We start from the raw sequence: 24,741 nt of genomic DNA, 5'->3' as shown, positions 1-24,741 counted from the left end.
TCCTAACGTCTTCGACCGCGCGACAACTCATCACGGATCATTCTTTCGCATGTCGCAAGGATTTCCTCTTTCAACTGATCAGGATCGAAGGCCGTCTCTTCGTTGCGAGCTGGGTCAGTATCTTTATCTACAACACGCGCCCGTAATACGACTTCGCGAATTTCAACCGGCATTTCTCCCCCTCACATGCAAACTGAATCGATGGTTATTTTGGCAGGTTTGGCACTTTCTGCATCTGGTTCACCTTGCGGACGCTTTGGGTGTAAGCAAGCTCCATCGTTTCGACAGCGATTTCATTTTTGACTGCATTGAACGCACCAATATTCCATTTGACGGGCCATGCATTGGATATGGCCCACGTCATTAAGGGCTTTTGTTTTTGATCAAGTAAGGAAACCGTCAGCGATTGTGTCTTGATCGGCTTTGTCATGTCGCTCTCAAGCGTATCCTTACACCATTTGAACAAGGGCGAGCTGGCCAGAACGATACCGCGCTTCAAAACAAGATTTTTGGATTTCACATGGCCCGGAAGCTTATGCGTAAAACGGTTTTCACCTCCTTCTTCCAGCTCGGTCGAAATCCGCTCGGCATCCAGCCCGCTAACTTCCTGGAACCCCTGATCAACATCCGCCCGGTTGCCGGAAACCCGCACCGAAAATGAGAATGCGACCGGTGGATAGTAGGACATTAACCCTATTTACCGTTTTCGATCGTCAGTTTCTCATGTGCCAATTCAAGCGTTTCCACGGCTACTTCGTTGCCATCGGATTTCAAATCCGTGCCGACAATCTTGGTTGGAAAGGCGTTGGCGAGTTTCCAGACCATGGTTGGCTTGGCTTCCAGATCAAGCAGACTGATGGTCACGGACTGGCGCTTGATCAGGTTCATCTTGATGTTCTCAAACCATTTCCAGAAACGGTTATCATTAACGAAAATACCTTTCTTAAGCGTTACGTTACCAGACTTGATCAAACCCGGCATCTTGATGACGTTGAACGCTTTGTTGTCACCCGCACGGTATTGAATTGGTTCGGATTCAGTGTCGAGCCCGGTCACTTCCTGAAATGGAATCTGACCAGGATCGCCCAGATTGACGCTGAAATAGAATTTCGGCATCGGCCATGTTGAACCTTGCTTATCACCTTCATCGGCCATTGTTTTTCTCCCCTACACGTTCGCTCAGGATGTCTGCATTTTTTGCTGGAATGTGATGACGATGAACTCAGCTGGGCGTGTGATCGCCACCTTCACGGTGATGCGCATGTACCCATCCAGAATATCATTGCCGGTCATTGTTGACCCAAGACCCACGTCGACTTGATAGGCCTCAGGGGGTGTCGCCCCTGCAAGTGCACCAGATTTCCATTGATTATTAAGGAAATTCTCGATCATCGTGCGAACGGTTGTCCATGTGGAGGCATCGTTCGGCGCAAAAACATATGCCTCAGCGGCGATCGCGATGGACTGCTCCAGCATAATCATGGTGCGCCGCACGTTCACGTAGCGCCAGTCCTGGCTGTTCCCGTCAAGTGTCCGCGCGCCCCAAACCAACACGCCGCGGCCAAGGAAGGAACGGATCGCGTTGACCGCCTTTCCATCCAGCGGAACATTCAGATCTTCCTGCTCTTCGTTGCTGATCGTCACCGCGGGCGACATGACAGAGGAAATGCCGGTATTCGCAGGCGCTTTCCAAACACCGATTTCGTTATCCGTCCGTGTATAAACACCAGCCATCGCGGCAGCGGGAGGCATCAGGTTAAGCTTGTCCAGAACGTCTTCCATCACTTTCTTGTAGTTGCCCGAGATCGCAAAAAGCGCTTCGTGAGTGCGTTTGACCGTCGCATCGCTGACATCATCACCAGTCATTTCGCCGATCAGTTTTTGAACCCCGGCCTTGACACTATCCGATGCTCCCTTGAATTCATCCGTTACATGGGCCCCAAGTGCAGCGCGGTTGTCTTTGAGAATGTTCAGATAGGTCGCGTCGGAGCCGCTGAATATATTGGTATTGATCCACGGGTAATAGGCCGCGCCATAGCTCATCTTATCATTCTCGAAAAGTTGGCGAAAACCAACCTTGGGATCGCTGATCACATCTATACCGTCCGGGTCATTACGGGGGCGAAAACCCTGGTAAATATCGAGGATCATCACCCGGCTTTTCATGGCTATGCAATGATTAAAGCCCGCGTCGCAGACATTCTTGTAGTCAGCGGGCGAGGCCATCAGAACCGCGTCTGGCATTACAATCATTGTGGGTTCAGGTTCTTTAGACAAGGCGTCCCAGACCTTTGGGCCAAAGGCATCCGGGTCTTTGGGTTCAGGCTTGTAGCTGCCGACAGAAACGATCCAGCAGGGACCGCCGCCGTTGTTAAAGAAAAGCCGCATCCCGTTATAAAGATTGAATAAAGTATCTTCTTCCGCAGTCAACTCTGGCGTGCCGTCATCACCGAGTTTGAACTGATATACGGGTGCAGGGCCAAAACCGTAAATCGTATGAAACTCTGCCAAGGATGTCAGGCGGACAGGGACGTTTGTGACATTCTGTGTGCCACGCAATGCTGTCTCGGTATATCCAACAAAGGCCGGAACCGCAGTTGGCACCTCGACCACCGAATTTGGAAACGCATTTTTCTCGTCAATGTAAACGCCTGGTGTTTTTTCTTGTGGCATACCAACCTCCGGAAGTGTGACGCCGTTGAATGTGACTGGTCAGCACCGGTAGACGACCGGGCAGACAAAACAGCGCCAGATCTAAGTAGCGCTTACAGTTCGACAGGATGCCGCAGCCGCGATTTCGGCAAGGGAATTGTAATAAGCAGCTTCGGCGTTTGCGCGATCAGTTTCTGCCTTGGCCAAGTCTAATTCGTATTGGGCTTTGGCTGTATCCTCAGCCGTATTTGCCTGAACCGACGCTGCGTCGTAGGCAACGCTGGCGGCATGCTCAGCTTCTTGCGCCTTCTCAACCGCCTTCTGCTGAGACGCGACAGCAGCTTCCGCCGCTTTGGCCGCCGCTTCGGCTTCAGCTACGTCCGTTTCTGCTGATTTCTGATCAGCATTATCTTTTTCTAACTGTTTTTTTGAAGCAGCCAGATCACTTGTCGTTTTCTTTAGCGTCTTAGCCATCTCAGAAGCGTTATCTTTGGCCGCTTTCAATGCCGCCTTCAGGTCGTCACTGTTAGCTGCATCCAGTGCAGATACCGCATCATCAGACGCTTTTTGGGCTGCTTGTACCGCAGCAAGCTCCGCAGTTTTAGCGTCAAAATCAGCCTTAGATGTGGCCGCCTTTGTTGTGGCGCTGTCAGCCTTATCTGTAGCACTCTTGATTTCAGCGAGAGATTTTTGGACTTGCGTTTGCGCATCCGCAAGCGCTTTTTTTGCGTCGCTAACAGCCTGGGCCGCAGATTTTTTGATGGCGTCCGCGGCATCTCTTTTTGCTTCGGCATCATCTTTCGCCTTAGCTTGCGCCGCTTCGGCCTGCGCCTTGGCAAGCGTCAATTTCGCCTCGGCCTGCGCGCGCGCCAGTTGAGCTGCAGCAATATTTTCTGCGTCCTTTTGTTCAGCGGCTTTGATGGCGGCCGCCTTACTTTCAGCGCGTGCCTGTTCGGCAGAAGCCTGCTTTTTATCGTGGCTTGCTTTGTTGTTGGATTTATTTGCAGGAACAGCCGTTGCGGATTTGCTTTCTGCCATTTCTCCCCCCCGAGCCACTTGGTGGCCGTCATCAAAATATTGGTCGCTCAGCACGGTTTTCCGTTACGTCGGTAAAAATCATAAAACAATGTATGGTTGTTGTACTGCTCTTTGAGGATTTCACAATATCTTTAGAATTAATAGTTTTTTATTACTATTTTTCGCAAATTTGGAACTCTCCAGCGCTAGGCACGCCTTCTTCCGTCTAGGAGCGAATGCTCATTATCAACTAAAACGTGTTATTTTGTTGCTCTAAATCATTTGGGATTTCTTTTTGCAGACAGGAATTTCCAGCGTAACTTTTTTGACTGCAAGGGGCTATTTCCCGGCATTTCTCCGCGCGACTTACTGACGAAACACTGCGATGAACACACTTAGCGATTCTAATTTTTTGAGCTTGGATATGTGACCGAATTCAATTGATTCATGACCATCCTAAATTGGTCAATTGGTACAGGTCTTGATAAATGATAACCTTGAACCTGCTCGCAATTCTGCCTCGAAAGCCATGCGAGTTGATCACCTGTCTCCACCCCTTCGGCCACAACAGTCGCCCCAATTTGTTTGGCTAAAGTCAGGATCAGACTAATGATCGGCCCGGATTTTGGCAGTTGACTGATGAAGGATTGATCTATCTTCAAACAATTCAAGGGAAACTCTGAGATATAAGATAAATTCGAATACCCAGTTCCGAAATCATCGATCGCGATACGATATCCCATTTGGGAAATTGCTTCGAGCTTAGTCTCGATATGTCCAAGATCGCCGATCAATACATTTTCGGTAATTTCTAGCTCGATCTTTCCGTGCGGAAAATTCATATCTTTCGAAAACGCCTGCAAAGATTTCATCAAACGCTGGTCGTCAAATTGCCTCGGAGAAATATTCAGTGAAAGTTGGATATCCAAACCTTCTTGCTGCCATGCAATCGCCTGCTCGCATCCTAACGCCAGCACCATTTGACCCAAATCTTCAATCATACCAGTCTCTTCACAAATCGGAATAAACTCATCAGGCATGATCATGCCACGCTCCGGGTGTTGCCACCGCACAAGTGCTTCTGCGGACACGACTTTACCTGTTTGCAAATCGACTCGTGGCTGGAAATGCAAAACAAAGTTGCGCTGCTCCACCGCTATCTTGATTTCGGTTTCTATATTTTGACGCGCCAATGCCGCGACGCCCATTTCCTCGCTGAAGAATGTGACCTGATTTCGTCCCGCTTGTTTTGAGGCATAAAGCGCAATATCCGCTTCCCTCATAATAGCAGTAAAATCTGCCGCTTTTGGCGAGAAGGTCGCGACACCAATGCTGACTGTAATGCAGGTTCGCGTTGAATCATGGATAATTGGCTGGGAAATATGTTCCAGCAAGCGCTCAACTATTGGCGCAAATTCGGTCTCAGGCGGCGTATCATCGAAAATAATGACAAATTCATCCCCTCCCAATCGCACCAGTTTGTCATTTTCACGAATTGAGCTTCTTGCCCGTACCGCAATATCCTTGAGGACGACATCGCCCATTTCATGGCCGAAACGATCATTGATTTGCTTGAAATGATCCACATCGAAACACAGTAATGCGCCACGCTCACTTTTGCATTGTTCAAGCCGTGACATATGTTGGTGCAAATATGAGCGATTGTAGCAGCCGGTAAGTAGGTCACGGTCCGCAAGATAGCGTGCTTTGTCGCGGGCTATTTTCAACTCGCTCACATCTACAGCCGTCACCAAAATGGCGGGCTTTCCGGTCACCGCATCCGAGCACATCTTGGCTGACAGATCATACCAGCGCTGACCGGTGCTTGTTGACACGCTGGACACCATGCGATGTTCGCCGGATGCCTCTAACGCCTCGATCATCTTTTTGTAATCGAACGGGTGGGTGAATTTCTCTGCAATACTCTGCTGTGCGTCAGCAGCCGCGTTGCGCGCAGCGGGGTTCATGTAAAGTGGTGGTCCGTTTTTTTCATATAGGGTGATCATGACGTCGGTATGCAAAAGTGCCTCGGCGCTACGCAAGTTTTCCGGCTCATCCTCAGCATTCCCAACCGCTTCACAAAGCATCGCCATGCGCCCATCGGCCAAACGAAAACCGCTGAAGAAAACCATCACGCTTGTAGGTTTTCCTTTTGGATACAAAGTCCACATTTCATTGAACATCGCATCTCGCGCAACAAAATCGCTCTGATACTGACGCAAACGACTTGCAACGGTTGATGACATGTCTTTCGCTAGATCACGCTGAAGCAGAGATACCTCGTCCGGGGCCTGCCAGAGATCGCACGCCGACACATTTGCGTAAACAATGCGCGAATTATCAATATCATAAACCCAGATCGCGGCACGCAACCGTCTTGCAAAAGCAAAATTGCCATCCGTATCCGCTTTCGAGCAGCGCATGGCCGAAAGCAATGGCACCGCGGCCTGTATGTCGATTTTTTCATTCCGCATGGTCTGCTGGCCCGACCGAAGGTAATTCAGGCAGCTTTGCCTGTCGTGCGACCCAATTCTGCCAATGGTCGGAAGCCGTCTGTCTCAGTGACATCATCGATCCAGCGACTGATCGCCGGATAGTCGTTTCTCGAAAGACCTGCTTCGTTCAAGACATGCACATATCCAAAGATAGCGATATCGGCGATAGAATACCCTGTTTTCAACATAAACTTCCGACCCGATAAATGCGCATCAAGGCGAAATAAACCAACCTCTGCCGATGCTTGCCATGCGGCAATATCGGCCTCTCGATCATTTCGCTGTTCCGGTAGAATGGTCGTAAAAAACCTGGCCGGTGAAATGAAAGGTTCAAGCTTGGATTGCTCAAAGAACATCCATTGCAACGCTTCGGCACGCTCTGACCGGTCCGATGGCATAAGAGGGCTATCTTCAGCGAGGAACCACAACATTGCGTTACTCTCCCCAATGCCGAAACCTGCATCGGTTTCCAGATAGGGTACTACGCCAAGTGGATTGATATTCAGGTAGTCCGGCGTTTTTTGCTCTCCTTTGAGGACATCAACAAGAATGAGATCAAAGGCTTGCCCTAGTTGATGCATCGCCAACCACGGCTTGAAACAGTTACCCGACGCGAGGCATGCGTATAGTTTGTTCACGAGAGTTCCCTTCCGTTTTGTGCCCTTTCTCGGTAACGGAAGGCTATTAAATCGGGCTAAATGTAAGCCGCTAAGCATCGTCATTTGATGCAAAATTCTTCGCGAATTTTCTTGGAAAAATAGTGTTTCAACCTAACGAATGCGAAGCCTTAAATTTTTGAACCTTTGCGTGTTTTTTATAACTGAACGGGGGATAATTTGCCCCCAGACTGTACTCCAGTTGTTATCAACGATGATGTGCCGGGCGAAATCTGGATGCGCATGGCCTTGGAGCTTAACGAAGGGCGTTTCGATTGGTTGCGCTCATCACACAGGCCTTAATATTGCATCTGGGCATAAAATGAAGGCCCCACTGGATCCAGCAGGGCCTATTACATTCTAATTTCGCACCATATCAGGCGCGGCGACGACGGCCACCAACGCGGCCCGCACGGCCACGGCCTTCTTCGCCAGCTTTGGGTGGCGCTTTGTTGAATTGGATCCATTTGCCGCCGTGCGGATCATTGTTGGTCAAGAAATTGGCGGCCATGATGGCCTCCATTTCCTTGCCGGCCTTGGGTTTGGTCGAGCCAAGCCCAAAAAGCTGACAGAAGGTCTCTTCGTCCATATCAGCGGGAATGATCAGACCGGCTGCAGCGATCTCGGCTTTCTTTGCCTCAATTTCAGCCTGTTTTACCGGTAATGCAATCGGGTTCATGATCGCAGATGTCATGCCAGCACCCATGGCCATCGGCAGGAACGCGTTATTGATGCCGTGACGATTGGGCAGACCGAAAGAGATGTTCGAGGCACCACAAGTGGTATTAACACCTAGTTCCTCACGCAACTTGCGTACGAGCGTAAAGACCTGCTGACCCGCAGTCGCCATTGCGCCGATGGGCATAACCAACGGATCGACCACGATGTCGTGCGCTGGAATGCCGAAATCGGCGGCGCGCTCAACGATCTTCTTGGCGACGGCAAAGCGCACGTCTGGGTCTTCCGAGATGCCAGTGTCGTCGTTCGAAATTGCCACGACCGGCACGTTGTATTTTTTGACCAGCGGTAACACCAACTCCAAACGATCTTCTTCGCCGGTGACCGAGTTCAGCAGCGGACGGCCTTCAGCTGTCTCAAGACCGGCCTCGAGCGCACCGGGGACAGAGCTGTCAATGCAAAGCGGTAGATCGACCAGCCCCTGAACCAGCTCGACCACCTTGCGCATCAGAGGCGGTTCGGTCTCATTTGGGTTGGGGTTCGAATTGTAGACCACGCCGGCATTGATATCTAGAACTGTGGCGCCGGCAGCGGCTTGCGCTATTGCGTCGGATTCAACGGTCGAAAAATCGCCCGCTTCCAGTTCGGCCGCAAGTTTCTTGCGGCCCGTAGGATTGATCCGTTCGCCGATCACGCAGAACGGTTCGTCAAACCCGATGACGGCGGTTTTGGTTTTGCTTTCGACGATGGTACGGGTCATGTCTTATCCTTGTTGGTTGGCGGGCACGGTTGACGCGCCACCGTTTTCAATCGCCCAAGTGGCATTGGTCTTGATTCCGCCCAGCGGGAAGAAATGCACGTGCGAGATGTTGAATTCGGGATTTGCGGCCTTGTGGGCGGCAAGTTCGGCGACAACATCAGTAGGCTCGTAAGGCAGCAGCAGTTTGGATACATCCATAGCCCGCTTTTGCAGAACTTTTAGGGATGGACCAACGCCGCAGGCAATCGCGAACTTGATCAGCGTCTGAAGTTTTGCAGGACCGGCGATACCGATATGAACGGGTAGGGTGATACCCGCCGCAGCCAGATTGTCCGCCCAAGCGATGATCGGCTTGGCGTCGAACGCAAATTGCGTGGCCAGCGCCATCTCGGCATTCGTTGTTTCGCTGAATTTCTGCTTCCACCGCAGCGCGTCTTCGACATTTTTCATCGACCCGTCCGGGTCAATGTCCTTGTTGCCCTCTGGGTGACCCGCGACATGCAGGCGCTTGAAACCTGCCTTGTCGAATTCTCCGGCCTCCAGCAATTGCATCGAGGAATGGTAATCGCCGTGAGGCTTGTCCACGCCACCAGCCAAAAGAAGGGCCTGATCGACACCGGCTTCGCCTTGATAGCGGGCTATCCAGTCTGCCAGCGTTGCTCGATCTTTGATTATCCGCGCCGGGAAATGCGGCATCACCGCGTAACCTTCGTTGGCGATACGTTTGGCGGTGGCGACCATATCGTCAATCGGCGTACCCTCAATATGGGCGATATAGACACGAGTGCCCTTGGGCAGCAGAGCGCGGAAATCCTCGACCTTTTCGGCCGTACGCGGCATCACTTCGATCGAATAATCCTTGAGGAAAGCCTCGACCTGGCCATTGATCGGGGTGCTCCCAGATTTTTCACGCTTGCGGAAGTTCAAAAGAGCCATTGCGGCCTCCCATAAAGAACGTGGGCTCATGCCCAGCCATCATTGGCGATCAGGGCTTTGATGCGATCCTGATCGTATTCAGCGTCCAGCCGTGCAGCCTCGGAATCTGCTACCAGTTCGGCATCTCCCTCAACCGGATAGGGCGCGGCCTTGCGCCATTCGGCCAGGTAGTCATCAGTGCTTTTCGCATTCACCTTCATGGCAGCGCGGTCAATCGCCTGCTCAAAGCGTTCGGGCAATTGCCGTTTGGCACCCCGACGGCCTTTGCCGACAATCACCTGCGCGGGAATGTCCCGCCAATATACGATGGTTACGTCAACCATGGCTGATTCCTCTTTGCCCAGTTGCCCTTCTCTAATGCAGGGCGACCCATCCACGACGTCGATTTTCGACAGAACAGGTTCTGCGAGCGACGTCGCAACCATAACGCAAGCCAGTGGGGCTGTGCCACCGGCGAGAATACGAATTTCATTCAAGAAGATGATCAATCTTCTGAAAGCTTGCGTGGCGGCATTTCTCGTCATAGTTTGGGGATAACTCGAAATGGAGGGCGTGACGTCATGGCGCCCAAGCGTCCCGAAGGTGCGGGCGCGATCCCGAAATCGGTAGAGAGCCCCGCACTGAGCTCGCCTGATCCAGCCAACCTTTACGCGGCGCTGGATCTGGGAACAAATAGTTGTCGTATGTTGATTGCCCAGCCACAGGGCAGTCAATTCGTTGTTGTGGACAGCTTTTCAAAATCCGTACAATTGGGTGCCGGGCTGGAGCGATCGGGAAGGCTGTCACGTTCATCGATCTACCGGACTATTCAGGCCCTTCGGGTGTGCCAGCAAAAACTCAAGCGACACAAGGTTACACGGATGCGTCTGGTCGCGACAGAAGCGTGCCGACGCGCAAGCAATGGCAAAGAGTTCATGTCACGGGTGCGACGTGAAACAGGTCTGAAACTGGATATCATCGAACCGCAGGAAGAGGCGCAACTAGCTGTTGTATCCTGCGCTCCGCTGGTCAGTCGGAAGACCGACCAGTTGTTGGTCGTCGACATTGGTGGTGGTTCAACCGAGCTGGTCTGGATCGACCTGACGAATGTGCCCTCTCATGAACGGCCCAAATCCATTATGCGGATGCACACCGGATTTCACAGCATCGATAATCGCTCGTCTGCTGCCAAGGTTGTGGATTGGATCAGTGTACCTTTGGGCGTTGCGACGTTGCGCGATCAATTCAACGATGTCGAGGATGACAGCGCAAGATTTGCGTTAATGAGCTGGTTCTTCGAGGAAAACCTGGCGGAATTTGCGCCCTACAAAGACGAACCGCCACGCGAAGGTTTTCAGATTGTGGGGACCAGCGGCACCGTTACGACAGTAGCCGCCAGTCACTTGGGACTAAAACGGTATGACCGCAACAAGGTCGACGGGTTGCGCATGACCAGTGAAGAAATTGACAAGGTGATCCGGTCCTATCTGGCGCTTGGACCCGTTGGACGCCGGCGCGATCCAAGGATCGGGACTGACCGACAGGCGTTGATCATGTCAGGCGCCGCTATATTGCAGGCGTTGTTGCGGTGTTGGCCCACGGATCGTTTGTCGGTGGCGGATCGCGGGCTGCGCGAGGGCATGCTGTATGCGCAAATGTCGGAAGATGGTGTTTTGACGGATGGGAGCGACTGATGGCTAATGGACCTGATGGAAAAAATACCTCCGGGCGGGGGCAGCGCGATCTGACAATCAAGGTCAAGACCGCACGTGGGCGCCGCGCTTCGTCCACGCGCTGGTTGCAACGGCAACTGAACGATCCTTATGTCAAACGCGCCCAGAACGAGGGATATCGGGGCCGGGCGGCCTTCAAGATCATGGAACTGGATGACAAGTTTCGCTTTCTGGTGCCGGGTGCGCGGGTTGTTGACCTGGGGTGCGCACCGGGCGGCTGGTGTCAGGTGGCGGTGCCGCGCGTGAATGCCAGGGGTGAAAAGTCAGGCAAGGCAATAGGGCGGATCATCGGCATCGACCTGCAAGAAGTTGAACCTTTGCCAGGGTGCGAATTCCACGTGCTAGATTTTATGGATGAAGGCGCCGACGACAAGGTAAAGGAATGGTTGGGAGGCCCGGCAGATGTGGTGATGTCGGACATGGCCGCAGCCTCCTCTGGGCATAAACAGACCGACCACCTGCGGATCATGGCACTGTGCGAGGCTGCGGCCTATCTGGCATTCGATGTGTTGGAACAGGGTGGCACGTTCGTATCCAAGGTGCTTGCGGGTGGTGCCGAGGGCGAGTTGCAGAAACTCCTCAAGCAACGTTTTACCAAGGTTGCAAATGTCAAACCGCCAGCTTCACGTTCAGATAGCTCTGAAAAATTCGTTGTAGCAACTGGCTTTAGGGGAGAAAGTTAATGTCGGTCTTTTCCAGTTTCGACTGGGTGCAATGAACGATGTGCTTGCGTAAGGAAGTGCTGTATTTCACTCGTATTCAATGAAGACTTACGATGGACGCATTTTGTCCTGTCAGCGGCGAAATTTTCCTGTCGGATCAACTCGAACAGGCGGGCGTGCCGTTTGTTATCTGAAATTCGCGGGTGATGCGCCATGAAACCCTCGTGCTATCGGTGCAACGATAATGAAGGCCATTGGTTGACATCTATTTAAGGCGTTTTTGGTGCGTTCCCAAATCAAATTCTGGGCATTTATTTTGATTTTCCGACTAGGCAAGCGCACTGATAGCTTTCAATTCTGTTTGCAACTGTTGAGGCGACATGCTCTCGATTTCTTTGCTCAGGAGAGCTCGAGCACGGCGCTCCAACGTTTCATAGGCGACGGAAAAGGCATTTTCCCAATCTTTGGGAGGCACCGCGGCAGGATCGTCAACGCCCCAATGCGCGCGCAACGGTGCTCCGGGCCAGATCGGGCATTCCTCGTCCGCTGCGGAACCGCACACGGTGATGACCAGATCCATCGCTGGCGCATCCGGGCTTGCAAATTCATCCCAACTATTCGATCTCGCCGACGTTATATCGTGGCTGAGTTTACCCAACAGTTTTAAGGATTGAGGATGCACGACTCCTGTGGGCTTTGATCCTGCAGACCACGCGCGCACGCGACCAGCACCATAGGTGTTAAAGATGCTTTCAAGCAGGATTGAACGGGCGGAGTTGCCGGTGCAGAGAACAAGAATATTCATATCAGTTTGCTATCCCGACGATGTAACAAAGCTATGACAGACATTTCGGATGGGCTTTCAGTTTTCCTCATACCACCAGACATCAGGTAGGAAATGAACACCATCGCCGTAGATCGGGAGATTGTTTTCAGAATAGCGTAGTTCTTTTTTGTGAGCGATGCGGCCGACGGCATATTGGTGGATCGGGATTACATAGCGACCGCTGGTCAACACACGATCCAGCGCGCGTGTCGCTGCGATGAAATCTGCGCGGGTTTGTGATTGCAACATCGCATCGATCATTGCCTCGGCAGCATCAGATTTCATACCCATCAGATTGCGGCCACCGGGTTGGTCCGCAATATCCGCGCCCCAATAGTACAGTTGCTCGTTTCCGGGACTGAGCGAAAGGGCGCGACGAAAGAAGGTGAGGTCGAAATCATACTGCGCCTCTCGTTCGGCATACTGTGCCTTGTCCGTGCTATCGATGGTCAGCTTGATCCCCAATCGTTCAAGCGCGCGCGCATAGATATCCATGATTGCGGTTGCCTGCTGAATCAGCCCGTCCTGTTGCAACAAAACAGTCAATTCCAGAAGCTCACCTTTGTCATTTTTGAGTACACCATCCTGTACCGACCAGCCCGCGTCATTTAGCAGCGTCATAGCTTTGCGAATATTCGCACGATTGCGTTTACTGCCATCACCTTGGGGCAGGGAGTAGCCATTGATCGTATCGTCCGGCAAACTGTCCATGAACGGCATAAGCAATTCGTGCACGCGTCCTTCGGCCGGGCCGGGTTGCATTCCCAATTCGGAATTCGAAAAATATGACGATATGCGCGGCTGACGACCGCCAGTCAGCGTATCGTTGATAAACTCGAAATTGAAGGCATGGATCAACGCATCGCGTACGCGGATATCGTCCAGCGGCGCGCGCCGTGTGTTCATGACGAAACCGGTCATGCCCGAAGGTTTCTGATGAGGGATTTCCGATTTCACGATATCGCCGCGTGCGATGGTAGGAAAATCATACTGAGTTTCCCATTTCTCAGCGTTGAATTCCCGAACATAGGAAATGGCACCGCCTTTGAACGCCTCTTTCAGCACGGTGTTGTCGCCGTAGAATTCAATGCGGATTTCATCGAAATTGGCCGTACCCCGACGCAATGGCAAATCTTTGCCCCAATAATCCGGATTGCGACGTAGTACGACGCTGCGTCCGACCTCGTAGTTTTCAACTAGGTAAGGTGCAGTGCCAATCGGAATGTCCTCAACCCGGGTTTCTCCGAATTCCTTTCCTTCCCATTGAGCTTTCTTCAGTATCGGACGCAGGCCAGCGACCAATGCCAATTCACGGTCAGGTGCGTTGAACGAGATACGTACGCTTCGGCTTCCCGTGGCCTCAATCCGGTCAATCTTGTTCCAAGCGCCGCGGTAGCGGGAGTGCCCCTTGGTGCCAAGTGTCTGATAAGACCAGATCACATCTTCGACCGTCACGGGGCTACCATCTGAGAATCGGGCCTCGGGACGCAGCGTGAATTCGACCCACTCGCGATTCGGCCCGGTTTCAACCGATTCGGCCAAAAGACCATAAAGCGAGAAGGGTTCGTCATAGGAACGCCCCATCAGAGTCTCGTGCGTTAGATAACGAAGTTGCCAGGGCGGAGTGCCTTTAACGATGAAAGGATTAAGCGAATCAAAGCTGCCAACATTGCCGGTAACGACCCGACCACCCTTCGGGGCATCTGGGTTGGCATAGGGCAGTGACACAAAATCGGGTGGTAGAGCCGGATCGCCATACATAGCTATGCCATGCATGGGTTCCGTCGGGGCAACTTGTGGGGTAAAAATCACCAAAAAAGCTGTCACCAATGCCGCCAATGAGCGGAAAAATTCTGATCTCATTTTGGCAACAATCCTTTGGGCACCTTGTTTGTCTGACGCTGAACGTAAATAGGGATTCACGTCTTTTCAAACTTTTAGCTTGGATGCGAGCGCCAGATTGCTTATAAAGAGGTTACTGCTCGATAGGTTTCTTGCCTGTATGAAACCTGCCTCAATAACTTAACGCCCGCTTCGTGCGGGCGTTTTTTTGTGCGGTTGTGATCGGTGACCCCCTGCACTTTGCAGATGCAGCATGTTATGCAACGCCTATATACAAAAGGAGAGGTGTTCCATGTCGCTTTCTGGCAAAACAGCAATCATCACCGGATCAAATTCGGGGATCGGTTTGGGGGTCGCAACGGAATTGGCCCGTGCCGGTGCCGATGTGATTCTGAACTCTTTCACCGATTCGGCGGATGATCACGCATTGGCCGAAAAACTGGGCACTGAACACGGGATCAATGCCCGCTACATTCAGGCAGATATGTCCAAAGGCGATCAATGCCGCGCGTTGATCGAGAAAGCCGGCGCTTGCGATATTCTAGTGAATAACGCCGGAATCCAGCATGTGGCAGGAATTGATGCTTTTCCGCCCGAGAAATGGGACGCGATCATCGCGATCAATATGAGTTCGTCTTTCCATACTACCGCCGCCGCTTTGCCGATGATGCGCAAGGCAGGTTGGGGCAGGGTGGTCAATATCGCCTCGGCACACGGTCTGACAGCAAGCCCGTTCAAATCGGCCTATGTCGCAGCAAAGCATGGCGTTGTGGGGTTGACCAAGGTTACGGCGCTGGAGACGGCGGAGGAGCCCATCACTGCAAATGCCATCTGCCCCGGCTACGTACTGACCCCGCTGGTCGAAGCACAAATTCCGGACACGATGAAAGAATATGACATGGATCGGGAAACAGTGTTGCGTGAAGTGATGCTAACACGCCAGCCTAGCCGTGAGATGGCGACCGTGGATCAGATTGGCGGCACAACCGTATTCCTATGTTCCGATGCAGCGACGCAAATCACCGGCACCACGATCAGCGTTGATGGCGGTTGGACAGCGCTGTGATTGCTTCGCATCACTGACGCGATACGACTGCAGTAGGGTTCACTCTCTACAACCCACGAGCATTGGACCCAAAAGAGGTAAAGGCGCATGGCAGAGGTGAAACGAATTAATCTGGCCCTACAAGGCGGTGGCGCGCACGGGGCTTTCACCTGGGGCGTGTTGGACCGGCTTCTAGAAGATGAGCGTATTGAGATCGCGGGCATCTCGGGTACCTCAGCAGGCGCGCTGAATGGCGCGGCATTGAAGGCTGGGTGGCTTTTGAACGGTCGAGAAGGCGCGCGCGAAAACCTTGATTGGCTGTGGCGTCAAATAGGCGCGGTGCAGGATATGCGGATGCCAGTCTGGATGTCCGGTTTTTTACCCACACCGGGTTTGGTGAGCGATGCGATGCAATTCTCGTTTCCCTTCACTTTCGCCGATACAGTGTCGCGCATTGTATCCCCCTACGCGTATGGGCCGTTCTACAGCAATCCGCTGCAACGGATTGTGGATCAGTTCAACTATGACCAGATCTGCGCCAACGACGGCCCAGCTTTTTGCGTTTGTGCGACCAACGTACACAGCGGCAAGATCCGCGTTTTCACAGGCGATGAAATCAATACAGACAGTTTGCTTGCGTCAGCCTGTCTGCCAACACTGTTTCAGGCCGTTGAAATAGAAGGGGATCACTATTGGGATGGGGGCTATACGGGCAACCCGGCATTGTTTCCGCTTTTCGCCCCGGCATTGCCAGCTGATATTGTTATCGTGAACATCAATCCGCTGGAACGGGCTGAGGTGCCGATGGCGGCACATGAGATTCAGAACCGGATCAACGAGATCAGTTTCAACTCGTCACTGCTTCGCGAATTGCGCGCGATCAATTTTGTCCAGCGACTGATTGCAGAGGGTACGGTAGATGAGGGAGCGATGAAACGAGTCCTGGTGCATATGATCGCAGATGACGATCTGATGCGCGAACTATCCGTGGCGACGAAACTTTTTCCTAACCCGTATCTGCTGAAACGCTTGAAGGAAGCCGGGCGGGCGGCCGCAGATACCTTCCTGGAGAATCATTTCGTGTTGTTGAACAACGTCAGCTCGACCAATCTGGAAGAGATGTTCGGCTAGGATTGATTAGACGCCCCGTTGCCATTACTTCCGTTCTGCCCTGGATAGACAAGGCCTGCCGAGATCACCAGTTTGGCAGCATCTTCGACCGTCATATCCAGTTCGATCACATCTTCCTTGGGGACAAAAAGCAGAAATCCAGAGGTTGGGTTCGGAGTCGTGGGCAGAAAGATGCTGAGCATCTCGCTGGCAGTTTCGGGATGGTCAGCGATTTCGCCCTTGGCAGTGGTCGAGATGAAACCAATAGCCCAGATGCCCTTCCGCGGATATTGGATCAGACAGGCCTTTTCAAAACTACGCTCTGATTGCGCGAAAACCGTCTCGGATATCTGTTTGATACCAGAATAGATGGTTCTGACGACCGGCATCCGTTCGACCAGCGTTTCCGCATAGGCGATCAGGGACCGTCCGATCAGGCCCTTGGCAATCCAACCTATAAAAATCGTGAATACGAAGAAGAAGATAACGCCGACGCCGCGAAGGTTGATGCCAATGTACTTCTCGGGATTGAAATTGTAGGGCACCAAAGGCAGCACAAATCCATCTACCCAGCCGACCACTGTCCACATCAGCCAGATCGTCAGACCAACGGGTGCAATAACAACCAGACCAGTCAGAAAACTTGCGCGCAGCCCAGCGAACATGCGCGGTTTCTTCTGTTGCGGCGGCTCTTCGTCGAATGGCGTATTCATTGGCTCGTCAGGCAGTTGAACATGCCCGCTATGTAAGCAGAAATCCGCCATGCGACAATGGGGGAACGGCTAAGAAAGCTAGCCGGGTCAGGCATTTGTATCACTTTACAACCCGGCGTTGTCACAGCTTGGCGATTTCGATTGCGATCCGGCTTGCCAGACGCGCGTTGTTGAGAATCAAAGCGATGTTTGCGCGCAAGGATTTACCTTCGGTCAACTCGAAAATGCGCTTAAGCAAAAAGGGAGTTAGCGCCTTGCCATTGATGCCCGCCACTTCAGCTTCGCTAATTGCTCGCCTGATGAGCGGTTCCAGTTGTTCTGCCGGGATTTCATCATCTTCGGGGATCGGATTTGCTACCAATTGACCACCCGGCAAGTTCAATGCATTCCGCATGCCGTGAGCAACGGCGATTTGCATCGCACTATCCATGCGCAAAGGCGCGGTCAGGTGGGACGTGGCCGACCAGAAAGCAGGAAAACTGTCTTGCCCATAAGCAATGACGGGTACGCCAAATGTCTCCAGAACTTCAAGCGTTTTGGGTAAATCGAGGATGGCTTTGGCCCCGGCGCTGACCACCGTGACGGGAGTTTGCGCCAGTTCCTGAAGATCAGCGGAGATATCAAAGCTGTGTTCGGCCCCGCGATGCACCCCCCCAATACCGCCGGTAGCGAAGACGGCAATACCCACCTGTGCCGCTGCGATCATTGTGGCGGCGACAGTGGTAGACCCAGTGCCACCACGCGACAGGCAAACCGCCAGATCAGCACGGCTAAGTTTGGACGCGTCTGGTAACGTCGCAAGTTTCTCCAATTCGGGATCGCTGAGACCAATGTGGAGACGGCCATCTAGCACGGCGATGGTGGCAGGAGTTGCCCCGGCATTGCGCACGGCGTCTTCAACCTCATGGGCGGTCTCCAGATTGTCCGGATAGGGCATACCGTGGGTAGTGATCGTGCTTTCCAGAGCGACAACCGGTTGGTCGTTTTTAAGTGCGCCGTGAATTTCGGGAGAAAGGGCAAAGATATCCATATTTTGATCATGATGTTTTCGGAACGGACGCGCAAAGGAGAATTTCATGGTCGCAGCGGGCATTCGCATCAGCGCATTGTTTCAACTCTGTTTCAAGGCATTGCAATGAGTTTCAGTTGTTTCTGCATCAGATTTCAATTGACGAAACCAAGTCTAAGTAAGCCATTGATACAATTTGGCTAAGTTAAAAATTTTTCAAAAGCTTCGTTTGTAACATTTGAAACCTGAATTGTGGGCCGATGAAAACAAACTGCAACTTTCGCGGCGCACACCCGCCGCATCGCTATGTCGACGGAATTGAGACGGACGGCACGTCGATCAAAATGTAAATGACACTCTACCTTGTGATATGAGGAACTTTAAAATGACATTTTCAATGAATTCAAAATTGGACGCGTTGCTTACGACAACAAAACCTTTCCTGACGGATGGCGGTCTGGAGACAACGTTGGTCTTTCTCGAAGGATTGGACCTGCCAGCCTTTGCTGCGTTCCCTCTGCTAAATGATGAGAAGGGCAGAACTATTCTGCACGGGTATTTCGAGAAGTTCCTGCAACTCGCTAAAGAAAATGACACTGGGTTTGTGCTCGACACACCGACTTGGCGGGCAAGTCAGGGCTGGGCCGAGGATACCGGTTTCAGTGCCGAAGCTATAGATAAGATCAATGCCAAGGCCGTCAGTTTTGCCCGAGACATTTCTGCTCCTTGGGAAGCGCAAGGTGTGACTATTGTCGTAAACGGTGTGATCGGCCCGCAGGGTGATGGCTATGTGGCGGATCACGCGCTGACTGCCAAAGAGGCGCAGGAATATCACGCCAGACAAGTTGTCAACTTTGCGATGGCCGGTGCCGATATGGTTTCAGCTGTGACGATGAACTACGTCGAAGAAGCGATCGGAATTGCCCGTGCGGCCAAAGCGGCTGGCATACCAGTCGTACTCTCTTTCACTGTAGAGACCAATGGCATCTTACCAACCGGCCAGACGATCGCGGACGCTATCGCGCAAGTCGATGCTGCGACAGATGCCGAACCGATCTACTATATGATCAACTGCGCACATCCGGACCACTATTCCGCTATTTTGGATGGCGCCGATTGGACCTCGCGCCTGGGCGGCATGCGTGCAAATGCCAGCCGGATGAGCCACGAGGAATTGGACAATGCCGAAGAGCTTGACGATGGTGATCCGGTCGAATTTGGTCAGCTTCACGCGGCAATGATGCAAGGTCTGACCGGGATCAAGGTTCTGGGCGGGTGCTGTGGCACGGATCACCGTCATATCGAAGCAGTGGGCAGGTGTTGCGTGAAGAGTCATGCTCATGCCGCTTGAAGGAGGTGACATGCAGAACATACTGTTACGTCCCGCAAACACGAATGACGCGCCTGCTTTCAGGCGCGTCTTTGAGTTGGCCAGCGAAGGACTTGCCCCATGGGTTTGGGCGCAATCGGCTGGGCCGGACGGTAATCTGGACGACATCGTACTGCAGCGCATGCGAGAAAAGATCGAAAAATCCGCACAAGGCACTTGCCTGGTGGCAGAAGTTGACGGACAGACCGCAGGCGGGGTTATCACTTATGACATCGGTGACGAACCCGAAGCCATCGAGGATGACACGCCGCCTTTATTCAAGCCGCTGATTCAGTTGGAAAATCTGGCGCCGCGCACTCACTACGTCAATGCACTGGCTGTTTTTCCTGAGTTTCAGGGGCTTGGTATCGGTCGCAAACTATTGCGGGCCGTTGCCGGAAACGCGTTGGAAAAAGGCATGAGCCTGATTGTCGAAGATAGCAACGTGGCAGCGCTTAAGTTGTATCGTAGTGAATGGTATAAGGAAAAAGCCCGTCTTCCGGTGGTCGAGGCCGAAGGTTGGCAATGCCCCGGAACCGAATGGATCCTGATGATCCGCCTGCCAGAATAGGCTTTTACACCGGATTTAACACTTGCCATGGTGCGCGTTCTCCTTTATGCGCGCTCCATTGAAATCCGCAGGTACGGGCGGGCCATTGGGGGAGACATCCCCATATGTCCACCGGTTGAGGCATTCGCCTCGTCCCCGTGCCGAGGCGAAAACCGGAAAAGGAAAACGACATGGCTCTTCCCGAGTTCACCATGCGTCAGTTGCTTGAAGCTGGCGTTCACTTTGGCCACCAGACGCAACGTTGGAACCCCCGTATGGGCGAGTTCATTTATGGCGCGCGCAATGGCATCCATATCATGGATCTGACGCAGACCGTTCCGATGCTGGACGCGGCTTTGAACGTTGTCCGCGAAACAGTCGCGAAGGGCGGGCGGGTGCTGTTTGTCGGAACCAAACGCCAAGCCAGCACACCAATCGCCGAGGCGGCTGAAAAATGTGCGCAATACTACATGAATCACCGCTGGCTGGGTGGCACGCTCACGAACTGGAAAACCGTTTCTCAGTCGATTAACCGTCTGAAGCAGATTGACGAGGCGCTGGAAGGTGGTGCCGAGGGTTTGACCAAGAAAGAGCGTCTGGGCATCGAACGTGATCAAACCAAATTGCAGGCTTCCCTGGGCGGTATCCGTGAAATGGGTGGTGTTCCGGATCTTCTTTTCGTCATCGACGTCAAGAAAGAAGCCTTGGCCGTGGCCGAAGCCAACAAATTGGGCATCCCGGTCGTGGCCGTGGTTGACACCAACTGCTCACCTGATGGCATCGACTATATTATCCCCGGCAACGATGACGCGGCCCGCGCGATCACTCTCTACACTGATCTGGTTGCCCGCGCGGCGCTTGACGGCATGTCAGCGCAGATGGGTGCGGCTGGCGTTGACCTGGGTGCCATGACAGAAGCGCCGATTGAAGAAGTCGCAGCAGAAGCACCAGCCGAAGAAGCTGCTGCCGAAGAGGCGCCCGCCGAAAGCTGAACCGCTTTACAGAAATGACAAGGGGGCAGGGTAGGCCCGCCCCCTGATCCACTGACAAATTCGAGGAGAGCCGACATGGCGATCACTGCTGCAATGGTGAAAGAACTGCGCGATTCCACAGGCGCAGGCATGATGGATGCGAAAAAGGCCCTGACTGAAAATGATGGTGACATGGAAGCTGCCGTTGACTGGCTACGCACCAAGGGTCTGGCAAAAGCAGCCAAGAAATCCGGACGTACCGCCGCTGAAGGTCTGGTAGCGGTCAAGGTTGACGGTGATCGCGGCGTTGCTGTCGAGATCAACTCGGAAACCGACTTCGTCGCCAAGAACGCTGAATTCCAAGGCATGGTTGGCGCCATCGCAGGTGCTGCGGTTGGCGCTGCCGACGTCGACGCGCTGAAAGCCGCTGACCTAGGTGGCAAGACCGTCGAAGCAACGATCACCGACAAAATCGCCACCATCGGCGAAAACATGTCTCTACGTCGAATGGCCTCGGTCGAAGGTGACACCGTTGTGTCCTACGTGCATAACGCGGCCGCTGATGGAATGGGCAAAATCGGTGTGTTGGTTGCGCTGAAAGGCGACGCTGGTTTCGGCAAGCAGGTTGCGATGCATATCGCCGCCACCAATCCCGCAGCGCTGAACGAGGCTGAGTTGGACCCGGCCGTTGTCGAGAAGGAAAAGCAGGTCCAGATCGACATCGCTCGCGAATCCGGCAAGCCAGAACAGGTAATCGAGAAGATGATCGTCGGCCGCATGAAGAAATTCATGTCCGAAGTAACGCTTCTGGGTCAGTCTTTCGTGATGAACCCCGATCTGACGGTTGAGGTCGCAGCTAAAGAAGCCGGCGCTGAAATCCTGGGTTTCGTACGGCTTGAGGTCGGCGAAGGTATCGAAGTCGAAAAAGAAGACTTCGCCGCCGAGGTCGCCAAGGCCGTTCAGGGCTAAGCGCCTGTTTTCACAAGATAGACGGGGCATCCAATCGGGTGCCCCGTTTCATTTCCGGGGAGAGGTACATTGTCTCAAAAAACTGTCGTCAACAGCTGGAACGAGTGGGATCCACTGAAACATGTGATCGTAGGCCGCGCGGATGATTGTCACATCCCGCCGGAAGAACCTGCGCTGGACGCCAAGGTGCCCGAGGATAGCGATATGCGCGGCCAATGGGGCCGCCGCCCGCAGGAAACCATCGACCGCGCGAATGAGCTTCTGGATAACTTCGCGTCGATGTTGGAAAAGCGCGGCATCCGCGTGGATCGTCCAATTTCTATTGACCATAGCCAGCCCGCAACGACGCCGGATTTTCATACGGATAGCCAATTTGGTTGCATGCCACCGCGTGATGTTTTGCTGACGGTCGGGTCGGAAATGCTCGAAGCCACGATGTCGTACCGCTGCCGATGGTTCGAGTACCTCAATTATCGCCCGCTGATGCAGCGGTATTTCAACGAAGACCCGAATTTCCGCCACGAATGCGCGCCCAAGCCACGTTTGACCGATGCAGATTATCATCCCGATTATCTTTCGGACAAAATCGGTGTGGAGAAGCGCCTGCAATGGGCCGCAGAAAAATTCTTTGTTACCACAGAGGAAGAACCCTTGTTTGACGCAGCTGATGTCCTGCGGTTTGGCCGCGATCTGGTGGTTCAGCACGGGTTCACAACCAACCTTAAGGGCATTGAATGGATTCGCCGCCATTTCCCGGATCACCGAATACATACCGTCAACTTTCCTGGTGATCCGTATCCGATCCATATCGACGCAACATTTACACCTTTGCGCCCAGGCCTGATCCTGAATAACCCGCAGCGCCGTCTACCTGACGAGCAGCGCAAAATGTTCAGCGATAATGACTGGGAGATCGTGGATGCGGCGCAACCCGCGCATAATGCTCCGCCACCGCTTTGCTATTCTTCCACTTGGCTCAGCATGAACGTACTGGTGCTTGATCCCAAAACCGTCTGTGTCGAGAAATCCGAAGTATATCAGGCCGAGCAGATGGATAAGCTGGGACTGAATGTGGTGGAGGTCGAACTGCGCGATGCATATGCGTTTGGTGGCGGTCTTCATTGTTGCACTGCGGACGTCTACCGTGAAGGAACATGCCAGGATTACTTCCCGAACATGTGACGGGGCAGGGGGGGGCAAGCCCGTCAAACGGTTGCGGTGTCGCCCTAAAAAGCGACACCGCGGTAGTAGAAGACTGCCCTAAAATTGGGGATGAAACGACAGTCTGGTAAGCGCCGACCACTGACCCGATCAATAAGACCAGTGGCCGACATCCGGTAGGACCGGCAGATCCGAGTGCCCTGATATCACAGAGGTTCCGGATCCGATGTTCCCGGGCTATAAAGCCACCACTCACGGAACATCACCATATTGCTATTTTACGCTAGGTAACGAAAGTCTGGATTTCCTTACCAAGGCGTAAATTTATGTTTTTGTTGGAAACAATACTCTCGTTTTACGAGTATTATGTATCAATGACGAACATTTGATTCTGAAAAGCTGCTTTTAGAACCGCCTGTGCGGTGGTTTCGACACTGAGTGCTTCACGCGCCAGACGCAAATGTTTCTCAACCGTGGCGGGTGTCAATTCCAGTAACATGGCGATGTCCTGGATGGTTTTTCCGTCTCCAACCCATTCCAAAACTTCGCGCTGGCGTTTGGTCAAGGTACGTCCCGGCGCAGTATAGGGCAGGGACAGGATACGCAGATGGGCCATGTTGTTCAGAGCAATAATGTCATCACCATGTTCGTCCCAAATAGCGTCGACTTCATCCTGATCCAAACCCTCACGAGCTGTAAGTGCAATGGCCCCTTTGGTCCTTGGTGAAATGGATTTGAAGCTGACAGAGTATCCGGCTGTCACGCTCTTGGATTGATTGAACTCCAACACCTTGGCTTCCTGTTCTGTCATGGCGCCCGAAGTTATCATCATTTTCAAAACCGACCACGAACAGGCCCCATCATGCTCCAGCGCCCATCGGACCATAGGTGCATGAAAGAATAATCCTTGTCCGATGAATACGTCGGTGTAATCCGGCGCGTGATTTGTCAGTAACACAAAATCTTCAGGATCGCCGAGTGATGTCGCGGTGCGGTACCGCGTATAGCCATAGATAAGACGGTCAAAACCATAAGACGCCATGCTCTTGGTATGCATATCCCAGAGCTCTTCGATACTGGGCGTATTGAGCAGGCGATTGATTTGCGTTGTTGGAATCATCCTGCGCCCCCAAGGTGTCGGTGCAGCGCTTCGACAGCCATCGGATACCCGGCAGCGCCAAACCCACAGATCATGCCCAACGAAACGCCGCTTATGTAGGAATGATGACGAAATTCTTCACGGGCGTGTATGTTCGAGAGGTGCAATTCAATCACTGGCAACTCGACCGAACTGATTGCATCGCGCAAGGCAATTGACGTGTGCGTGTAAGCGCCAGCGTTCAAAATGATCCCTATATGCACACCTCGCGCTGCATGAATCATATCCAGCAGAGCACCTTCGTCATTGCTTTGACGAAATTCGAGATCGACGCCCAGAGACTTTGCCTTAGCCCGGCACATTTTTTCTATATCGGCGAGCGTAGCGCTGCCATAGACGTCAGGCTGCCGTTGACCCAGCAGATTGAGATTGGGTCCATTGAGTACAAGTATAGAAGTCATGGCGAAATTTCCCTCGTTGTCCTTTTAGACTGTAATGCTTGACGCTGT

Annotated in this window: 25 protein-coding genes; 9 read left to right on the top strand and 16 right to left on the bottom strand. The window is 52.9% G+C overall.

The window, feature by feature from the left end; all coding sequences use genetic code 11:
• Positions 1–2: 2 nt before the first annotated feature.
• The 10 genes from Q1B27_RS03950 to Q1B27_RS03905 all read right to left on the bottom strand — a co-directional run bounded on the left by Q1B27_RS03950 (position 3) and on the right by Q1B27_RS03905 (position 9,517).
• Positions 3–173 carry a DUF5908 family protein gene (locus Q1B27_RS03950; RefSeq protein ID WP_299843912.1) on the bottom strand — a complete coding sequence of 57 codons (171 nt, stop codon included), beginning with the start codon at positions 171–173 and terminating at the stop codon, positions 3–5.
• A 32-nt stretch (positions 174–205) separates the two neighbouring features.
• Positions 206–688, bottom strand: a complete 483-nt coding sequence (locus Q1B27_RS03945; protein ID WP_299843909.1) for a phage tail protein — start codon at positions 686–688, stop codon at positions 206–208.
• 5 nt (positions 689–693) lie between these two features.
• Complete coding sequence (locus Q1B27_RS03940) at positions 694–1,155, bottom strand: phage tail protein (protein ID WP_299843906.1); 462 nt, start codon at positions 1,153–1,155, stop codon at positions 694–696.
• A 24-nt stretch (positions 1,156–1,179) separates the two neighbouring features.
• Entirely contained in the window at positions 1,180–2,673 is a 1,494-nt protein-coding gene (locus tag Q1B27_RS03935; protein ID WP_299843903.1) for a phage tail sheath C-terminal domain-containing protein, read from the bottom strand.
• Between the two features lie 81 nt (positions 2,674–2,754).
• Complete coding sequence (locus Q1B27_RS03930) at positions 2,755–3,690, bottom strand: hypothetical protein (protein WP_299843900.1); 936 nt, start codon at positions 3,688–3,690, stop codon at positions 2,755–2,757.
• Positions 3,691–4,073: 383 nt separating this feature from the next.
• Positions 4,074–6,143 (bottom strand): bifunctional diguanylate cyclase/phosphodiesterase, encoded by a 2,070-nt coding sequence (locus tag Q1B27_RS03925; protein ID WP_299843897.1) that lies wholly within the window; start codon positions 6,141–6,143, stop codon positions 4,074–4,076.
• A gap of 26 nt (positions 6,144–6,169) precedes the next feature.
• The gene (locus Q1B27_RS03920; protein WP_299843894.1) at positions 6,170–6,802 is read right to left on the bottom strand and encodes a glutathione S-transferase family protein; all 633 of its coding nucleotides are present in this window, start codon (positions 6,800–6,802) and stop codon (positions 6,170–6,172) included.
• A gap of 394 nt (positions 6,803–7,196) precedes the next feature.
• On the bottom strand, positions 7,197–8,258 hold the full coding sequence (locus tag Q1B27_RS03915; protein WP_299843890.1) for a methyltetrahydrofolate cobalamin methyltransferase: 1,062 nt from the start codon (positions 8,256–8,258) through the stop codon (positions 7,197–7,199).
• Positions 8,259–8,261: 3 nt separating this feature from the next.
• On the bottom strand, positions 8,262–9,194 hold the full coding sequence (locus Q1B27_RS03910) for a methylenetetrahydrofolate reductase (protein ID WP_299843887.1): 933 nt from the start codon (positions 9,192–9,194) through the stop codon (positions 8,262–8,264).
• A 26-nt stretch (positions 9,195–9,220) separates the two neighbouring features.
• Complete coding sequence (locus Q1B27_RS03905; protein WP_299843884.1) at positions 9,221–9,517, bottom strand: virulence factor; 297 nt, start codon at positions 9,515–9,517, stop codon at positions 9,221–9,223.
• 237 nt (positions 9,518–9,754) lie between these two features.
• Here Q1B27_RS03905 and Q1B27_RS03900 point away from each other — a divergent pair, with 237 nt between their 5' ends.
• Together Q1B27_RS03900 and Q1B27_RS03895 are read left to right on the top strand one after the other, a co-directional pair.
• Positions 9,755–10,867, top strand: coding sequence for a Ppx/GppA phosphatase family protein (locus Q1B27_RS03900; RefSeq protein ID WP_299843881.1), 1,113 nt, complete (start codon positions 9,755–9,757; stop codon positions 10,865–10,867).
• On the top strand, positions 10,867–11,589 hold the full coding sequence (locus Q1B27_RS03895; protein WP_299843878.1) for an RlmE family RNA methyltransferase: 723 nt from the start codon (positions 10,867–10,869) through the stop codon (positions 11,587–11,589). The genes Q1B27_RS03900 and Q1B27_RS03895 overlap by 1 nt, the downstream gene beginning before the upstream one ends.
• Before the next feature lie 307 nt (positions 11,590–11,896).
• On the opposite strand, the gene Q1B27_RS03890 is transcribed toward Q1B27_RS03895, so the two are convergent.
• Both Q1B27_RS03890 and Q1B27_RS03885 read right to left on the bottom strand, forming a co-directional pair.
• On the bottom strand, positions 11,897–12,373 hold the full coding sequence (locus Q1B27_RS03890; RefSeq protein WP_299843875.1) for an arsenate reductase ArsC: 477 nt from the start codon (positions 12,371–12,373) through the stop codon (positions 11,897–11,899).
• A 57-nt stretch (positions 12,374–12,430) separates the two neighbouring features.
• Positions 12,431–14,257, bottom strand: a complete 1,827-nt coding sequence (locus Q1B27_RS03885) for an extracellular solute-binding protein (protein ID WP_299843872.1) — start codon at positions 14,255–14,257, stop codon at positions 12,431–12,433.
• 271 nt (positions 14,258–14,528) lie between these two features.
• Here Q1B27_RS03885 and Q1B27_RS03880 point away from each other — a divergent pair, with 271 nt between their 5' ends.
• Positions 14,529–15,302 (top strand): 3-hydroxybutyrate dehydrogenase, encoded by a 774-nt coding sequence (locus Q1B27_RS03880; RefSeq protein ID WP_299843869.1) that lies wholly within the window; start codon positions 14,529–14,531, stop codon positions 15,300–15,302.
• A gap of 87 nt (positions 15,303–15,389) precedes the next feature.
• Positions 15,390–16,412, top strand: a complete 1,023-nt coding sequence (locus Q1B27_RS03875; protein WP_299843866.1) for a patatin-like phospholipase family protein — start codon at positions 15,390–15,392, stop codon at positions 16,410–16,412.
• Here Q1B27_RS03875 and Q1B27_RS03870 read toward each other — a convergent pair.
• Both Q1B27_RS03870 and Q1B27_RS03865 read right to left on the bottom strand, forming a co-directional pair.
• Positions 16,409–17,104, bottom strand: a complete 696-nt coding sequence (locus tag Q1B27_RS03870; protein WP_299843863.1) for a DUF502 domain-containing protein — start codon at positions 17,102–17,104, stop codon at positions 16,409–16,411. The genes Q1B27_RS03875 and Q1B27_RS03870 overlap by 4 nt on opposite strands.
• 121 nt (positions 17,105–17,225) lie before the next feature.
• Entirely contained in the window at positions 17,226–18,134 is a 909-nt protein-coding gene (locus Q1B27_RS03865) for a pseudouridine-5'-phosphate glycosidase (RefSeq protein WP_299843860.1), read from the bottom strand.
• Positions 18,135–18,510: 376 nt separating this feature from the next.
• On the opposite strand from Q1B27_RS03865, the gene Q1B27_RS03860 reads away from it, so the two are divergent.
• The 5 genes from Q1B27_RS03860 to Q1B27_RS03840 all read left to right on the top strand — a co-directional run bounded on the left by Q1B27_RS03860 (position 18,511) and on the right by Q1B27_RS03840 (position 23,154).
• Positions 18,511–19,464 carry a homocysteine S-methyltransferase family protein gene (locus tag Q1B27_RS03860; RefSeq protein WP_299843857.1) on the top strand — a complete coding sequence of 318 codons (954 nt, stop codon included), beginning with the start codon at positions 18,511–18,513 and terminating at the stop codon, positions 19,462–19,464.
• A gap of 10 nt (positions 19,465–19,474) precedes the next feature.
• Positions 19,475–20,053 (top strand): GNAT family N-acetyltransferase, encoded by a 579-nt coding sequence (locus Q1B27_RS03855; RefSeq protein ID WP_299843854.1) that lies wholly within the window; start codon positions 19,475–19,477, stop codon positions 20,051–20,053.
• Between the two features lie 170 nt (positions 20,054–20,223).
• Positions 20,224–21,024 (top strand): 30S ribosomal protein S2, encoded by an 801-nt coding sequence (gene rpsB / locus Q1B27_RS03850; protein ID WP_299843851.1) that lies wholly within the window; start codon positions 20,224–20,226, stop codon positions 21,022–21,024.
• 75 nt (positions 21,025–21,099) lie between these two features.
• Positions 21,100–21,972: a translation elongation factor Ts gene (gene tsf / locus Q1B27_RS03845; RefSeq protein ID WP_299843848.1), complete on the top strand. Its 873-nt coding sequence runs from the start codon at positions 21,100–21,102 to the stop codon at positions 21,970–21,972.
• 69 nt (positions 21,973–22,041) lie between these two features.
• Positions 22,042–23,154 (top strand): serine/threonine protein kinase, encoded by a 1,113-nt coding sequence (locus Q1B27_RS03840; RefSeq protein ID WP_299843845.1) that lies wholly within the window; start codon positions 22,042–22,044, stop codon positions 23,152–23,154.
• 343 nt (positions 23,155–23,497) lie between these two features.
• Here the strand turns inward: Q1B27_RS03840 and Q1B27_RS03835 are convergent, their stop codons facing one another.
• Positions 23,498–24,253: a LuxR family transcriptional regulator gene (locus tag Q1B27_RS03835; protein ID WP_299843842.1), complete on the bottom strand. Its 756-nt coding sequence runs from the start codon at positions 24,251–24,253 to the stop codon at positions 23,498–23,500.
• Positions 24,250–24,693, bottom strand: a complete 444-nt coding sequence (gene aroQ, locus Q1B27_RS03830; protein WP_299843839.1) for a type II 3-dehydroquinate dehydratase — start codon at positions 24,691–24,693, stop codon at positions 24,250–24,252. The genes Q1B27_RS03835 and aroQ overlap by 4 nt, the downstream gene beginning before the upstream one ends.
• Positions 24,694–24,741: the final 48 nt, after the last annotated feature.

This window comes from uncultured Roseovarius sp. (assembly GCF_947489715.1).
In the GTDB taxonomy this organism is placed as follows: domain Bacteria; phylum Pseudomonadota; class Alphaproteobacteria; order Rhodobacterales; family Rhodobacteraceae; genus Roseovarius.
The sequence above is the reverse complement of the archived record's forward strand: the minus strand, read 5'-3'. Positions and strand labels throughout refer to the sequence as shown.

What these genes read in the sequence shown, in the direction of transcription:
- Q1B27_RS03950 (WP_299843912.1), bottom strand. Translation starts at nt 173, where the DNA reads ATGCCGGTTGAAATTCGCGAAGTCGTATTACGGGCGCGTGTTGTAGAT.
- Q1B27_RS03835 (WP_299843842.1), bottom strand. Translation starts at nt 24,253, where the DNA reads ATGATTCCAACAACGCAAATCAATCGCCTGCTCAATACGCCCAGTATC.
- Q1B27_RS03865 (WP_299843860.1), bottom strand. Translation starts at nt 18,134, where the DNA reads ATGGATATCTTTGCCCTTTCTCCCGAAATTCACGGCGCACTTAAAAAC.
- Q1B27_RS03910 (WP_299843887.1), bottom strand. Translation starts at nt 9,194, where the DNA reads ATGGCTCTTTTGAACTTCCGCAAGCGTGAAAAATCTGGGAGCACCCCG.
- Q1B27_RS03900 (WP_299843881.1), top strand. Translation starts at nt 9,755, where the DNA reads ATGGCGCCCAAGCGTCCCGAAGGTGCGGGCGCGATCCCGAAATCGGTA.
- Q1B27_RS03855 (WP_299843854.1), top strand. Translation starts at nt 19,475, where the DNA reads ATGCAGAACATACTGTTACGTCCCGCAAACACGAATGACGCGCCTGCT.
- Q1B27_RS03930 (WP_299843900.1), bottom strand. Translation starts at nt 3,690, where the DNA reads ATGGCAGAAAGCAAATCCGCAACGGCTGTTCCTGCAAATAAATCCAAC.
- aroQ (WP_299843839.1), bottom strand. Translation starts at nt 24,693, where the DNA reads ATGACTTCTATACTTGTACTCAATGGACCCAATCTCAATCTGCTGGGT.
- Q1B27_RS03885 (WP_299843872.1), bottom strand. Translation starts at nt 14,257, where the DNA reads ATGAGATCAGAATTTTTCCGCTCATTGGCGGCATTGGTGACAGCTTTT.
- Q1B27_RS03905 (WP_299843884.1), bottom strand. Translation starts at nt 9,517, where the DNA reads ATGGTTGACGTAACCATCGTATATTGGCGGGACATTCCCGCGCAGGTG.
- Q1B27_RS03925 (WP_299843897.1), bottom strand. Translation starts at nt 6,143, where the DNA reads ATGCGGAATGAAAAAATCGACATACAGGCCGCGGTGCCATTGCTTTCG.
- Q1B27_RS03915 (WP_299843890.1), bottom strand. Translation starts at nt 8,258, where the DNA reads ATGACCCGTACCATCGTCGAAAGCAAAACCAAAACCGCCGTCATCGGG.
- Q1B27_RS03870 (WP_299843863.1), bottom strand. Translation starts at nt 17,104, where the DNA reads ATGAATACGCCATTCGACGAAGAGCCGCCGCAACAGAAGAAACCGCGC.
- Q1B27_RS03890 (WP_299843875.1), bottom strand. Translation starts at nt 12,373, where the DNA reads ATGAATATTCTTGTTCTCTGCACCGGCAACTCCGCCCGTTCAATCCTG.
- Q1B27_RS03945 (WP_299843909.1), bottom strand. Translation starts at nt 688, where the DNA reads ATGTCCTACTATCCACCGGTCGCATTCTCATTTTCGGTGCGGGTTTCC.
- Q1B27_RS03935 (WP_299843903.1), bottom strand. Translation starts at nt 2,673, where the DNA reads ATGCCACAAGAAAAAACACCAGGCGTTTACATTGACGAGAAAAATGCG.
- Q1B27_RS03940 (WP_299843906.1), bottom strand. Translation starts at nt 1,155, where the DNA reads ATGGCCGATGAAGGTGATAAGCAAGGTTCAACATGGCCGATGCCGAAA.
- Q1B27_RS03880 (WP_299843869.1), top strand. Translation starts at nt 14,529, where the DNA reads ATGTCGCTTTCTGGCAAAACAGCAATCATCACCGGATCAAATTCGGGG.
- Q1B27_RS03875 (WP_299843866.1), top strand. Translation starts at nt 15,390, where the DNA reads ATGGCAGAGGTGAAACGAATTAATCTGGCCCTACAAGGCGGTGGCGCG.
- tsf (WP_299843848.1), top strand. Translation starts at nt 21,100, where the DNA reads ATGGCGATCACTGCTGCAATGGTGAAAGAACTGCGCGATTCCACAGGC.
- rpsB (WP_299843851.1), top strand. Translation starts at nt 20,224, where the DNA reads ATGGCTCTTCCCGAGTTCACCATGCGTCAGTTGCTTGAAGCTGGCGTT.
- Q1B27_RS03860 (WP_299843857.1), top strand. Translation starts at nt 18,511, where the DNA reads ATGAATTCAAAATTGGACGCGTTGCTTACGACAACAAAACCTTTCCTG.
- Q1B27_RS03895 (WP_299843878.1), top strand. Translation starts at nt 10,867, where the DNA reads ATGGCTAATGGACCTGATGGAAAAAATACCTCCGGGCGGGGGCAGCGC.